This window comes from Pseudoalteromonas sp. 2CM28B (genome assembly GCF_023161935.1).
Map to the genome: position 1 here is coordinate 1984 of NZ_JALNTH010000001.1, position 14453 is coordinate 16436.

Sequence of the window (14453 nt, forward strand, 5' to 3'; positions counted from 1 at the left end):
GTTCCAAATATGACTTTTAGATCACCTTTCGTAGAGCACCACAGTATGTGGCGTGTGGGAAACTGATCACCTTTTAATTTAATTTACCGGTTATCCCACTGCATACCGCACTATAACGGTAAGAACTGGGTTCCAAATATGACTTTTAGATCACCTTTCGTAGAGCACCACAGTATGTGGCGTGTGGGAAACTGATCACCTTTTAACTTAATTTACCGGTTAGGCCACGACCTACCGTGCTATAACAGTAATAACTGGGCTCTAAATATGACTTTTAGATCACCTTTTAACTTAATTTACCGGTAATACCACGGTCTACCGCGCTATAACGGAAAGAACTCGGTGGGCTCCCAGCTTTCACTAGACAGTTTTTAACTCAGAATAGTACGCATCTTCAAACTTATCAGGTAAACACTGCATGTGTGTGAATGGCGCTTTTTAATTGTCGCAAAAAAGCTTTCTGCAACCGCATTATCATGACAGTTAACAGCGCGACTCACGGAAGGCACAAGATTATGTTCTTTCTAAAATGCGAGATTGGACTTCAGCTTCTACCTAACCAGATTGTTCTGTGGCATTGCAAAGCTCAGCATCACTACACAGTTTATTTAAATAATTAGACCATCGCTGCATCATCGCACGTCTTTGAGTAAGATATTCAGCGTGGTTATATGCAAGAGCTGTGGAGTTGCCCACTTTATGGGCAAGTTGCATTTCAATATGCTGATAGTTTTCTTCTTGTTCGTTTAGTAATGTTGAAGCTGTTCCTCGAAAGCCGTGTGAAACGATATCATTAGCCGAGTAGCCCAATGCACGTAGACGATTATTCAGTACGTTTTTGCTAAATGGTTTAGAAGAACTCATCTCTGAGGGAAAAACGTACTTTGAGTAATTAGTGTATTTATAAATATCTCGAAATTTAGATAGAGTTTGAACTGAAAGAGGAACGATATGAGTTTTACCTGCTTTCATTAATTCGCCGGGTATTTTAATATATTTATTTTCAAAATCTACATGTTCCCATCTTAAGCAACGAAGTTCGCTAGGGCGTAAAAATAGATGAGGTAGTAGTTTCAATGCTTCCTGAGAGCAGTAAGAGCCTGAGTTGTTATTCTCAATAGTTAAAATGAGCTGTCCCAGTTCTTTCGAGTTAGTAATAGCTGCATGATTTTTTGGATCTGAAATTTTTCCAGTCAATGCTATGTAGTCGAAATTAGTTAATGGGCTATTGTTAGTGAGATCTTTTGTAATCGCATAACGAAAAATACGATTTAGCATGGACAATAATGGGGGAACTTTTTTCACGGTATTAGCTTCAACTAGAGAGTCTACGATATTAATAATGTGATTCTTAGTAATATGGTCAATCTGTAGTTCACAAATCCCCTTAAGATCGCTTTTAAGCCAACGCAATAATTTTTCTTGGTAGGCATTGCTCCATTCTTTTTTATTAAGTTCGAACCATTGCAACGCAATCTCACCGAAATTTAAACCTTTGCATGTACTTTGAAGTTTAAGAAGCTTGCGTTGAGCCATCGGATCAATAGAATCACTGAGAAGCTGACGGGCCTTATCTGCTTTAGTGCGAGCTAGTTTTAGGGGTACTGTGGGGTATTTTCCTAAGGCCATTTCTTTATATTTACCACCAAACTTATACTTAAAGCGCCAAAGCTTAGAACCATGACTAGTTACTAATAAAAACAAGTTGTTACCATCATATTTTTTAAAATTTTTACCATTTTCTTTGGGCTTCAGTGCTTTAATCTTTTCGTTATTCAGTTTCATTTTTGATACTCTTTTTAAATTTATTTGGGGTATTTTATTTAAAAATGGATCTATTTTTACTCCTATGTATGTGAGTTACCCCACATTTACCCCTTAAACCTTTGAAATTTAAAAAGCGCCAATGAAACCTAATGAACTTATCAAAGTTATAAAAAAACCCGCAAAGCAGTGCTTTGCGGGCCTTATAAAACTTAATGAACTCTTATGAATTCGATAGGAGGAAGATTACATCATGCCGCCCATGCCACCCATTCCGCCCATGCCACCCATATCAGGGGCACCAGCAGCTTCTTCTTTAGGGATTTCAGCAACCATTGCTTCGGTAGTGATCATTAGACCCGCAATCGAACCTGCAAATTGTAGTGCAGAGCGCGTTACTTTAGTTGGATCTAGGATACCCATTTCAAGCATGTCGTTGTATTCGCCAGAGGCTGCGTTGTAACCGTAGTTACCTTCGCCACCTTTAACAGCGTTTATTACTACTGACGCTTCGTCGCCTGCATTTGTTACGATTTGACGAAGTGGTGCTTCCATCGCACGAAGTGCAACTTTAATACCGTGGTTTTGGTCTTCGTTGTCGCCAAGTAGCTCAACTAGCTTGCTAGCAGCACGTACAAGAGCAACACCACCACCAGGTACTACGCCTTCTTCAACCGCTGCACGAGTTGCATGTAATGCATCTTCAACACGGTCTTTTTTCTCTTTCATTTCAATTTCAGTCGCTGCGCCTACTTTAATTACTGCAACACCGCCGGCAAGTTTAGCCATACGCTCTTGTAGTTTTTCTTTATCGTAGTCAGACGTTGCTTCTTCAATCTGTGCTTTAATTTGAGCAACACGGCCGTTAATGCCATCTTCTTCACCCGCACCATCAATGATAGTTGTATCATCTTTAGTGATTACTACACGCTTAGCAGTACCTAGGTCTTCGATAGTTGCTTTTTCAAGCTCTAAACCAATTTCTTCAGAGATAACAGTACCGCCAGTTAATACGGCAATATCTTGTAGCATTGCTTTACGACGGTCGCCAAAACCAGGGGCTTTAACTGCTGATACTTTAACAATACCGCGCATGTTGTTAACTACAAGCGTTGCAAGAGCTTCGCCTTCTAGGTCTTCAGCAATGATTAATAGTGGCTTGCTTGCTTTAGCAACGGCTTCTAATGTAGGTAGTAGCTCACGAATGTTAGATACTTTTTTATCTACAAGTAGAATGAACGGGTTGTCTAGCTCAACAGCGCCTTTTTCAGCGTTATTGATAAAGTACGGAGATAGGTAACCACGGTCAAACTGCATGCCTTCTACAACATCTAGTTCGTTCTCTAGTGATTGACCTTCTTCTACAGTAATAACACCTGTGTTACGGCCTACTTTTTCCATTGCTTGTGCAATGATGTCGCCAATTTCTTTATCAGAGTTAGCTGAAATAGTACCTACTTGTGCAATAGCTTTAGTATCAGCACATGGTACAGATAGCGCTTTAAGCTCTTCTACAGCAGCGATAATTGCTTTATCAATACCGCGCTTAAGATCCATTGGGTTCATACCCGCAGCAACCGCTTTAAGACCTTCATTTACAATAGATTGCGCAAGTACAGTTGCGGTAGTAGTACCGTCACCCGCTGCATCATTTGCTTTAGATGCAACTTCTTTCACCATTTGTGCACCCATGTTTTCAAACTTGTCTTCAAGTTCGATTTCTTTTGCTACAGATACACCATCTTTAGTGATCACTGGAGAGCCAAATGATTTATCTAGTACTACGTTACGGCCTTTAGGGCCTAAGGTCACTTTTACTGCGTTTGCTAGGATATTTACGCCTGTTAGCATTTTACCGCGTGCGTCACCTGCAAAAAGTACTTCTTTTGCTGCCATCTTTAATTTCCTCTAAATTCTTAAATGTTTGTTAAACGAAAAGTAGGGTTAGCCTACAATGCCTAAAATGTTGTCTTCACGCATGATCAGGTACTCTTGACCTTCGATCTTTTCAGTTTTTTCAACATATGAGCCAAATAACACAGTGTCACCGGCTTTTACTTCTAAAGCTCTAACGTCACCGTTATCTAGAACGCGACCATTGCCAACAGCAATAACTTCTCCGCGAGTTGATTTTTCAGCTGCAGAGCCAGTTAATACAATACCGCCAGCAGACTTGGTTTCTTCTTCTAGACGCTTAACGATTACGCGATCTTGTAAAGGACGAATGTTCATTTTTTTAGTTCTCCTAACAGTTTCTGAACAGTACAGAAAAAAGCTTTTCTAATTTGCATTCATTAATGGGGGTAGAGTGTAAAATTCCAAGAGAAAAATCGATAAATTTTTAATCTTTTCTCTCATACTCGCCATCAATGGTAGTTGGTTTATTTACATGCTGTTGTTCTTGCTGCGAGTGTGCGTGTTGTGTAAAGGCTGAAGAGCCTTGCTGTGCACTTGTACTCATGCGTACCGTTGCTTGACTTGCAAGGCCTGCAGCAAGTTTGTTGCGTATTGAGGGGGTTAATAATAGTAGGCCGAATACATCGGTCATAATGCCTGGGGTTAGCAATAAAACACCCGCAATGATCACGCAAATACCGGTAAATAATTCTTTAGCTGGCATTTGCCCTTGGGCCATTTGGCTTTGTGCATTTTGTAATGCACCCATACCTTGTTGTTTAACCATTCTGGCGCCCAAAATAGCCGTAACAATCACTAGGGCTATAGTCGCAAATCCACCAATTACATCGCTAACCTGTATTAGTAGCGCAATTTCGATGATAGGAATGATAATAAACAACACAAATAAAAATCTAAACATAGGGCTCTCTAAATAATGGCACTCAAAAGAGTGGGTGAAATATAAGTGAGGGTGAAAGGGTCTATTTTCAAGGTTGAGCTTAAAGTGATTAATAATTGCTTAATATCTACAATTATTCATCGCCTACACATTACACTAGCTATCAGATACTATTGCATTAGTTCCCTATAAATTAGTAAAGGTTAATTATGACTACGCAATTTAAATTGATATTTACCACGTGCAAAGATGAGGCTGAAGCACGCACTTTAGCAAAAGCACTTGTAGCGCAAAAATTAGCGGCGTGTGTAAATATTTTACCAAATATGACCTCAGTTTATATGTGGGAAGGCGATGTTGCCCAAGAGATAGAAGCAAAGCTACTGATTAAAACAAAATCAGAAAAAATGAATGATGTTTTTGAAACCATCAAAAGTTTACACAGTTACGAAGTACCCGAAATTCAAGTGGTTGATGTGGCCACTGGTAATTTGGCTTATTTTCATTGGATGGATGAGGTATTAAATTAATGCGGTTTTTCTTTTTATTATTGGTTAGCTTGCTGGCGCTTCCGGCAAAGGCAAACACCAATAATGTGCTAGGTGATTTACTTGCCCCGCCACAGCAAACCTTTTTACCCGTAGACCAAGCGTTTGTATTTGATTTTGATCAGCAAGGTAGCACTTTATTTGTGGGATGGGATATAGCCCCTGACTATTACCTTTATAAAAAGAAAATAGAAATTATCGCCAAAGGCGCCAACATAAAGGTAGGCGATGCCGGTACTGGCGAAATAATTGAAGACGAGTTTTTTGGCAAAACCGAAGTTTTTTTCAGTAGTGTGAGTGTTATAAGTAAGCTCAGTAATGTTACAGACGGTGCTGTTGTAAAGGTGCGCTATCAGGGCTGTGCCAAAGCAGGGCTATGTTATCCGCCTGAGGTTATTAGTATTCCTTTAAGCGTTATTGCCTCAGAGCAAGCGCAAGGTAATAACTCATCTGCTGATGCCGCTGATACATTAAACGCATTAACTCCTCCTGTAGACTCAACGCCTAGCCAAAGTAATACAACCACTCAAGATTTAAGTTTTACAGAGCGATTAGCAAGTCAAAGTTTAGTAACCAATTTACTCATATTTTTTGCTGTTGGGGTGGGGCTTGCGTTTACACCCTGTGTGTTCCCTATGTTTCCTATTTTATCGAGTTTAATTGCAGGGCAGCAAAATCTATCTACTAAAAAAGCGTTTGCGTTGTCGTTTGTATATATACAAGGTATGGCGCTTACTTATGCTGCATTAGGGTTAGTAGTGGCGGCCTTAGGCGGGCAAGTGCAGGGGTATTTACAACACCCTTATGTACTTATTAGTTTTAGTTTACTGTTTGTATTGCTGGCAATGTCGATGTTTGGCTGGTACGAAATTAAGTTACCCAGCGCCATGATGAGCAAGCTAACGCAAGTCAGTAATAACCAAAAAGGCGGCAATTACCTAGGTGTGTTTTTAATGGGGGTGTTGTCGGGGTTAATTGCATCACCTTGTACCACAGCTCCGTTGTCTGCTGCGCTATTATTTGTAGCGCAAAGTGGTGACTACCTTGTCGGTGGTTTAACCCTGTATGTATTAAGTTTAGGAATGGGCCTACCGCTTTTATTACTCGGTACGTCTGGTGGCAAATTGCTTCCTAAAGCTGGCGGTTGGATGGAGCAAGTTAAAACGTTATTTGGTTTTATTATGCTTGTTGTGCCACTTATTTTATTGGAGCGCATAATTAGCGCCGACATTATTTTACTTATGGCGGGTATTTTAGCACTGGCAACGGCTGTTTATTTACACTATTGGCAGAGTGCTCAGCCACAAAGCAAGCTTAAAACAGCGCTTTGGTTTAGTGCTACATTTTTAGTACTTACTGGTTTTACATTAGCTAAAAACGTTATTTGGCCGCAGCAACAGGTTGAGCAGGTTAGTCAGCAAAGTAATGAGTTTAAACAAGTGGTTAATTTAACCGAGCTAAAAAACGCTGTTGCTGAAGCTAATCAACAAGGCAAACTGGTGATGGTTGATTTATACGCCGATTGGTGTGTGGCATGTAAAGAGTTTGAGCATTACACATTTCCAGATGCCAAAGTACAGAGCGAGTTTAGTCACTATCAGTTAATTCAAATCGATTTAACGCAAAGTGATGACACCACCATTGAGCTAATGGAAGAGTTCACCGTGTTTGGTTTACCCAGTATTTTGTTTTTTAACACACAAGGGCAAGAGCTAAGTTCAGAGCGCGTTACAGGGTTTTTAAACGCCGATGATTTTGCCACCCACCTAGCTGCAGTGCGCGCCAGCGCACAATAATAGTGCAATTTAGCCGCTTGGGCTTACCAAGTGGCTTGCCTTCAATTACGTCATATTTATTACACCTCCAGAGATTAGACCAGTATTTTGCTGCTATTTACATCGAACTGACTATAATAGTTGGCTAACGTGAGAATTTGTTGCAATTTTTGTTTTTTATACTTACTTTAGTGTACAAAATTAGCTCGCAACGGCTTAACTCATTACTTAGAGGATATATCGCGTATTATGGCTGCAAAATTTAAACTTTTAGTTATAAATGGTCCAAATTTAAACATGCTAGGAAAGCGTGAGCCAGAAAAGTACGGTTTGCACACTCTTGGTGAAATTATGAGCGAACTAACGACTGCCGCAGAGGGGCTAGATGTTCAGCTTACGCATTTTCAAAGTAATAGTGAGCAAGCCCTTATTGAAAGAATACACGATGCTTGGCAGGCAGTTGATTACATAATTATTAATCCTGCTGCATTTACGCATACTAGCGTCGCTTTACGTGATGCATTGTTAAGCGTTGATATTCCTTTTTTTGAGGTGCACTTAAGTAATGTGCATGCACGTGAAGCATTTCGTCATCATTCGTATTTTTCTGATGTGGCGCAAGGTGTGGTATGTGGATTAGGTGCAATGGGTTACCACGCAGCATTGAACGCTGCAGTGAGCCGGTTGCAAAACTCGAATTAATTTAAACTAACAAACTTATAGGCGGGTCGTTCATGGATATTCGCAAGATCAAAAAGCTAATCGAATTAGTAGAAGAATCAGGTATTGCTGAGCTAGAAATCACTGAAGGTGAAGAATCAGTACGTATTAACCGTAACAACATGAGTGCAGGTCCGGCTTACGCTCAGTACGCACCACAGCAATTTGCTGCTCCAGCGCCTGCGGCACCAGCACAAGCTGCACCAGCCGTTGAAGCCGATGCTACACCAGCAGCGCCTGCAGGCCATCAAGTTAAATCACCTATGGTTGGTTCATTTTACTCAGCGGCTTCTCCAGAAGCGCCAGCATACGTAGAAGTAGGTTCTCAAGTTAAAGTAGGTGATACTTTATGCATCGTTGAAGCAATGAAAATGATGAACCAAATTGAGTCAGATAAAGCGGGTACAGTTACAGCTATTTTAGTTGAAAATGGCGAACCAGTAGAATTTGATCAACCTCTATTCATCATTGAATAATTTAGTAACCTAAAGGCCAACTCTTATGTTAGATAAAGTAGTCATTGCAAACCGAGGTGAAATAGCACTTCGCGTATTGCGCGCCTGCAAAGAGCTTGGGATCAAAACGGTTGCTGTGCATTCAACGGCGGATCGCGATCTTAAGCACGTATTACTTGCAGATGAAACCATTTGTATCGGTAGACCTCCAGCCACTGAAAGTTACTTAGATATTCCGCGCATTATTGCGGCTGCTGAAGTAACAGACGCTGTAGCGATTCACCCAGGATATGGTTTTCTTTCAGAAAATGCAGATTTTGCTGACCAAGTTGAGCAAAGTGGCTTTGTATTTATTGGTCCAAAAGGCGACACCATTCGTCTTATGGGCGATAAAGTATCGGCAATCAATGCAATGCGTAAAGCCGGTGTACCATGTGTACCAGGTTCTGACGGTCCAGTATCGGATGACAAAGAACGCAACATGCAAATTGCAAAGCGCATTGGTTACCCGGTAATTATTAAAGCCGCTGGTGGCGGTGGTGGCCGTGGTATGCGTGTAGTACGTAGCGAAGCTGAATTAATTGATTCAATCGCACTTACTCAACAAGAAGCGAAACAGTTTTTTGGTAATAGCATGGTTTACATGGAAAAATTCCTTGAAAACCCTCGCCATATTGAAATTCAGGTACTTGCTGATGGACAAGGTAATGCTGTTCATTTAGGTGAGCGTGACTGTTCTATGCAACGTCGTCACCAAAAAGTAGTTGAAGAAGCGCCTGCTCCAGGTATAACGGCAGAAGTGCGTAAATTTATTGGTGAGCGCTGTACACGTGCATGTATCGAAATTGGTTACCGTGGTGCAGGTACGTTTGAGTTTTTATACGAAAACGGCGAATTTTACTTCATCGAAATGAACACCCGTATTCAAGTTGAGCACCCAGTGACTGAAATGGTAAGCGGTGTTGATTTAATTAAAGAACAGCTAAAAATTGCTGCTGGGCAACCGCTATCTTTCACGCAAGATGACGTGGTTATCCGCGGCCATGCAATTGAATGTCGTATTAACGCAGAAGACCCAGAAACGTTTATCCCGTCGCCGGGTAAAATTACACGTTTCCACCCTGCAGGTGGTTTAGGTATTCGTTGGGATAGCCATATTTATGCTGACTATACAGTACCCCCACATTACGATTCGATGATTGGTAAGCTTATTACTTACGGTGAAAACCGTGATGTGGCTATTGCCCGTGCTCGTAATGCGTTGAACGAATTAGTTATTGATGGCATCAAAACAAACACGCCATTACATAAGAAAATTCTTGCAGACGAAAACTTCCAAAGTGGTGGTACAAATATCCACTACCTTGAGAAAAAACTAGGGCTATAAAGCCCCAGTTAATTAAAACCGGCTTAGGCCGGTTTTTTTATGCCTAAAACGCCAATTTATCGCCTTCAAGAAATATTCTGGTATGATTAGCAAAGATGCGCTTTTAGTAAATTTTTGAGGTAACAATGACGCGTAGTTTTGAAGCTCACCTAAATGATGAAATAGCCACAGTAGCAATGGGTAACAAAGTGGCTGCTATTATAGAGCAAGGTGCAGTAATTTATTTACACGGTGATTTAGGCGCAGGTAAAACAACATTTACGCGTGGTGTAGTGCAAGGCTTTGGCCACACTGGTAAGGTAAAAAGCCCAACCTATACGTTGGTAGAGCCATACGAACTGACACGTGCTAATGTATATCATTTTGACCTATACCGGTTGGGCGATCCTGAAGAGCTTGAGTACATGGGTATAAGAGATTACTTTTCTGAGCAGGCTATTTGTATTGTTGAGTGGCCAGAAAAAGGGGGAGAGTTTATACCAGTTCCCGATTTAGACATTACCTTAAGTTACGTTGGCGATGAACGCAAAATTGTTATTAATAGTGCCAGCGAGCGCGGAATAGCAATTGTCGAAAAACTTACTAACCCAAACCCGAGTTAATATACTTACTAACACATTGAAATATAAAAGCATCAAAGTTACCTTTTTAGTTGGCGTACAAAATAGCGGCTTAAGGTAGATTTACTATCCAACGTTTAGGTTAATAAGCTAATAGCGGGTTAAGGCGCCCGCTCTCATAATAATAAATAGTTAAGGCAATGGTAGTTATAATGAATCGAGGTGTAGTTAAACTTTTTATTTGTTTCATAGTTTTCGCTGTGAGCTTACCGTTGTGGGCAAAAAATACCATAAATAGTGTACGAGTATGGCCCTCGCCAGATAGCACGCGGGTGGTATTTGATTTAGATGATAAGCCCGATTTCAGCTATTTTATGCTTAAAAACCCGAGTCGCTTAGTGGTCGACCTTGAAAACACCAAAGGGTTAAAAGTATTACCGAGTATTCCTTCTAAACACAAAATTGTTAGCAAGCTGCGCTATTCAAAGCCTAAAAATAAACAAAGTGTACGTTTTGTATTTGAGCTAACCGCGCCTATTAAGCCGGTTATTTTTTCGCTGGCACCTACTGGCCCGTACAAAAACAGGCTGGTTGTGGATTTATATAATAAAAGTGAACCCGCAGTAAGCACTACACCTGCCCAAAAAGCAGCTAAAAAGCGCCAGTTAAGCCAAGAGCGAGACATTGTTATTGCAATTGATGCGGGCCATGGCGGAGAAGACCCAGGTTCTATTGGCCCCTCTGGTACGTATGAAAAAACCATTACTCTACAAATAGCTAAACGTTTAGAGCGTATGATTGACGGCGAACGTGGCATGATTTCGCGCATGGTAAGAAGTGGCGACTACTTTGTTAAGCTTAATACCCGTACCAACCGAGCACGCCAGAAAAAAGCCGACTTTTTAGTGTCAATTCATGCTGATGCATTTACCAGCCCTGGGCCAAATGGTGCTTCGGTGTGGGTGTTATCGCTTGGTCGCGCTAATTCTGAGATTGGTAAATGGATAGAAGATAAAGAAAAACACTCAGAGCTTTTAGGTGGTGCAGCTGATGTAATTAAAGATGCTGCTAACGAAAAGTACCTCGCGCAAGCGCTACTCGATATGTCTATGGACCATTCAATGAAAACAGGGCTTAGTGTGGCCGAAGAAGTAGTAAAAGAGCTAAAAAAGGTCGCTAAATTACATAAAAAAGATCCACAACATGCAAGTCTTGCCGTATTAAAGTCGCCAGATATTCCTTCCATTTTGGTTGAGACAGGTTTTATTTCAAACCCCCGTGAAGAGCGCATGTTAAAAAGCGCTAATCATCAGGAACGCTTAGCTAAAGCGATGTTTACGTCTATAAAAAATTATTACTTAAAAAACCCACCTGATGATTCGTTATTTGCAAAGCTTAAATCGCAGTACCCAACTAAGCATAAAGTTCGCCCAGGTGAATCGCTAAGTCTATTAGCGAGTCGGTATGGCGTATCGGTAGCCAAATTAAAGCAAGTTAATCAACTACGCTCAAACACCTTGTTTATAGGTCAAGAGCTGGACATACCGCAGAGTTGATGTTTATTAAACCTGTACACGTATTAGGGGCCTCATGAGTATTGAAATATTACCTGCACGATTAGCTAACCAAATAGCGGCAGGTGAAGTGGTTGAACGCCCGGCTTCAGTGGTTAAAGAACTGGTAGAAAATAGCTTAGATGCGGGCGCAACGCGTGTGCAAATAGACATAGAGCGTGGCGGTCACAAGCTTATTCGTATTCGTGATAATGGCTCAGGTATTGGCAAAAATGAGCTCACTTTAGCGCTTTCTCGCCATGCAACAAGTAAACTTAAATCACTCGATGATTTAGAAAACATTTGTTCTTTAGGCTTTAGAGGGGAAGCGCTTGCATCTATTAGTTCGGTATCGCGTTTAACGCTTAGCTCAAAGCCCAAAGCACAAGATGCCGCGTGGCAAGCGTTTGCACAGGGCCGCGATATGGACGTGCAAGTAAAGCCGGTAGCCCACCCAGATGGCACAACGATAGAAGTTAAAGATTTATTTTTTAACACCCCAGCAAGGCGCAAGTTTTTACGCACCGAAAAAACCGAATTTAGCCACATTGATGAGCTTATAAAGCGTATTGCACTGAGTCGTTTTGATGTGTCGATTACACTGACGCATAACCAAAAGGTAGTTAGGCAGTACCGTGCTAAAACGGACCCAAATCAAGCGATTACTCGGGTTGCGCAAGTTGCAGGTAAAGCCTTTGCTGAGCAAGGATTGCATATTCAATCTGGCGAAAGTGGTTTACAGCTACATGGTTGGGTATTGCCAGTGGGATCAGCTAATACCACGCAATATACATATGTAAATAATCGCATGATGCGCGATAAGCTAATTTTACATGCTATTCGTCAGGCATTTGAAGAGGTAAGTGGAGCGCAAGAACTCCCAGGTTTTGTTATTTATATTGATATTGACCCAAGGCAAGTGGATGTAAATGTTCATCCTGCAAAGCACGAGGTGCGTTTTCATCAAGGCCGGTTAGTGCACGACTTTATATTACAGGCGATTAAGCAAGTAGTTGTGCCTCTACAAGGCGAATTTGCAACTAATCAAGCGCCCACAGACGATTACCAATCCTCGGCGTTTATTGAGCAGCCAAGTCATGCGGCTAATAACCAGCCAGTTCAGCAGGGGTATGATTACCCTAAGTCACAGTTGCAGCCAATAGATTCACAAAACGGTGGTTTTACTAGTCGTGCCCCCTCTAATCGTGCAGGGTCAGGGGGTGGCGCTGCGGGGTATGCTTCACCGTCTCAAAAACATGGTGCAAATCATCACGATGTAAATGCATTTTATCAAGGGGTGAGTGAGCAACAAGCCGCTCATTTTGAGCATAGTGTATCAGCGCAGCCCGATACTGATGAAAGCGCTGCACACGCATTAAAAAGTGTGCAGGTATTAAATGTAAATAAAGGTGTGTGTGTATTTACTCAGCAGCAGCAGCTATTTTGCTCACACTATAAGTATGCACTTGTTGATTACTGGCATGCAGAAATAAAAGAGCTGGGTAATTTAGAGGGTAAAGCCTTGCTACTACCCGTAAGGGTTAACCTTGAAAAAGCTGACTGCGAACTAATAGCTCAGCAGCAATCGTGGTTTACTTTATTAGGCTTTGAGCTAGTTATTGAAAAACAGTTTGTGATGGTTAAAAAGCTACCCACGTGTTTATATTTACTTGAAGTATCAGCTGCGGTTGAAAGCTTGCTTGGCGCATGTAAAACACAGCTCAACGAGTTACAAGCGTGGCTCACATGGCAGCTTAGTTGTGTACCAGAACGCTTTTATGAAAGTAATGCATTTATTGAATTACAAATTAGCTTACAAAATAATCCGCAAACAATTGAACGTTTAAAAGAAAAAGCAGTTAAAATAGACCTAGAACACTATTTAACGCAATTAAATTAAGGTACCCGTGTTGAGCAATTTACCGGTCATATTTTTAATGGGCCCAACCGCAGCTGGTAAAACGGCGTTGGCAATTTCACTGTGTGAGCACTTAAATACAGAAATAATCAGCGTTGATTCAGCGTTAGTGTATAAAGGTATGGACATAGGTACGGCAAAGCCCGATGCAGAAGAGCTTGCTCGTGCTCCGCATCATTTAATTGATTTACTCGATCCGAGCGAAACCTATTCGGTCGCCGATTTTAGACGTGATGCGATAAAAAAAATTGATGAATTCCATCAACAAGGTAAAGTACCAATATTAGTGGGTGGCACCATGATGTACTTTAAATCTTTAATTGATGGATTATCGCCACTGCCAGAAGCCTGCTCAGTAGTTAGAGCAGAGCTTGAATCGCAAGCAAAACAATTTGGCTGGCCACATTTACATCAAGAGCTGGCTAAAGTAGATCCGCAAGCGGCCGACAAAATAAGTGAAAATGATTCACAAAGAATAAATCGAGCTTTGGAAGTTTACCGTATTAGTGGTAAAACAATGACTGAATTGCAAAAGCAAAAGCAGCCAACGTTACCTTATACTTTTCATCAATTTGCGATTGCGCCTGATGATCGCAGTGAATTACATCAGCGAATTGAAAAAAGGTTTAAAATAATGATAGAACAGGGGTTTGAAAAAGAAGTTTCGACCCTATATCTACGTAAGGATTTACACCCCAATATGCCTTCTATTCGTTGTGTAGGTTATAGACAAATGTGGGATTATCTTGCGGGTGAAGTAGACCATGATGAGATGGTTTTTCGCGGCATTGCTGCAACGCGTCAACTGGCAAAACGTCAGCTAACGTGGTTACGGAGTTGGCCTGATGTTACTTGGTTAACAACAGACGATGAAGAAAACTTGCATCGCGTAGTAAGTTCGCTAAGCTAGTAGTAGTTGCGAATTATTTAATTAAATAAGTTCAGCTACTTAAATTATAATAACACCTAGAACGAA

At 41.1% G+C, this 14453-nt stretch carries 13 protein-coding genes; 9 read left to right on the plus strand and 4 right to left on the minus strand.

Translation table 11 applies throughout. The features are described 5' to 3' along the window. Nucleotides 1-555 precede the first annotated feature (555 nt). From MTN96_RS00015 to MTN96_RS00030, 4 genes are all read right to left on the minus strand, one after another. Nucleotides 556-1785 (minus strand): tyrosine-type recombinase/integrase, encoded by a 1230-nt coding sequence (locus tag MTN96_RS00015; RefSeq protein ID WP_138611313.1) that lies wholly within the window; start codon nt 1783-1785, stop codon nt 556-558. A 225-nt stretch (nt 1786-2010) separates the two neighbouring features. Continuing rightward, nucleotides 2011-3660, minus strand: coding sequence for a chaperonin GroEL (gene groL, locus MTN96_RS00020; protein WP_029772614.1), 1650 nt, complete (start codon nt 3658-3660; stop codon nt 2011-2013). A 48-nt stretch (nt 3661-3708) separates the two neighbouring features. Then, nucleotides 3709-3996, minus strand: coding sequence for a co-chaperone GroES (locus MTN96_RS00025; protein WP_004587676.1), 288 nt, complete (start codon nt 3994-3996; stop codon nt 3709-3711). A gap of 109 nt (nt 3997-4105) precedes the next feature. Then, a complete protein-coding gene (locus MTN96_RS00030; protein ID WP_248530455.1) occupies nt 4106-4582 on the minus strand; it encodes an FxsA family protein in 477 nt (158 codons plus the stop codon). A gap of 188 nt (nt 4583-4770) precedes the next feature. Between MTN96_RS00030 and cutA the strand changes: the two genes are divergently transcribed. The 9 genes from cutA (at nt 4771) to miaA (ending at nt 14387) form a co-directional block, all read left to right on the plus strand. Further along, nucleotides 4771-5091 (plus strand): divalent-cation tolerance protein CutA, encoded by a 321-nt coding sequence (cutA, locus tag MTN96_RS00035; RefSeq protein ID WP_029772613.1) that lies wholly within the window; start codon nt 4771-4773, stop codon nt 5089-5091. After that, complete coding sequence (locus MTN96_RS00040) at nt 5091-6905, plus strand: protein-disulfide reductase DsbD (protein WP_248530457.1); 1815 nt, start codon at nt 5091-5093, stop codon at nt 6903-6905. Before cutA ends, MTN96_RS00040 begins: the two co-directional genes overlap by 1 nt. A 228-nt stretch (nt 6906-7133) precedes the next feature. Further along, complete coding sequence (gene aroQ / locus MTN96_RS00045; RefSeq protein ID WP_024031479.1) at nt 7134-7586, plus strand: type II 3-dehydroquinate dehydratase; 453 nt, start codon at nt 7134-7136, stop codon at nt 7584-7586. A gap of 32 nt (nt 7587-7618) precedes the next feature. Beyond that, nucleotides 7619-8080: an acetyl-CoA carboxylase biotin carboxyl carrier protein gene (gene accB, locus MTN96_RS00050; RefSeq protein ID WP_004587671.1), complete on the plus strand. Its 462-nt coding sequence runs from the start codon at nt 7619-7621 to the stop codon at nt 8078-8080. A gap of 25 nt (nt 8081-8105) precedes the next feature. Continuing rightward, on the plus strand, nt 8106-9446 hold the full coding sequence (accC, locus tag MTN96_RS00055; protein WP_024031477.1) for an acetyl-CoA carboxylase biotin carboxylase subunit: 1341 nt from the start codon (nt 8106-8108) through the stop codon (nt 9444-9446). A 125-nt stretch (nt 9447-9571) separates the two neighbouring features. Then, the gene (tsaE, locus tag MTN96_RS00060; RefSeq protein ID WP_096042394.1) at nt 9572-10048 is read left to right on the plus strand and encodes a tRNA (adenosine(37)-N6)-threonylcarbamoyltransferase complex ATPase subunit type 1 TsaE; all 477 of its coding nucleotides are present in this window, start codon (nt 9572-9574) and stop codon (nt 10046-10048) included. Between the two features lie 170 nt (nt 10049-10218). Then, nucleotides 10219-11562, plus strand: coding sequence for an N-acetylmuramoyl-L-alanine amidase (locus MTN96_RS00065; RefSeq protein ID WP_248530459.1), 1344 nt, complete (start codon nt 10219-10221; stop codon nt 11560-11562). Nucleotides 11563-11596: 34 nt separating this feature from the next. Continuing rightward, a complete protein-coding gene (gene mutL / locus MTN96_RS00070; protein WP_248530460.1) occupies nt 11597-13459 on the plus strand; it encodes a DNA mismatch repair endonuclease MutL in 1863 nt (620 codons plus the stop codon). A gap of 10 nt (nt 13460-13469) precedes the next feature. Continuing rightward, nucleotides 13470-14387, plus strand: coding sequence for a tRNA (adenosine(37)-N6)-dimethylallyltransferase MiaA (gene miaA, locus MTN96_RS00075; protein ID WP_095206660.1), 918 nt, complete (start codon nt 13470-13472; stop codon nt 14385-14387). Nucleotides 14388-14453: the final 66 nt, after the last annotated feature.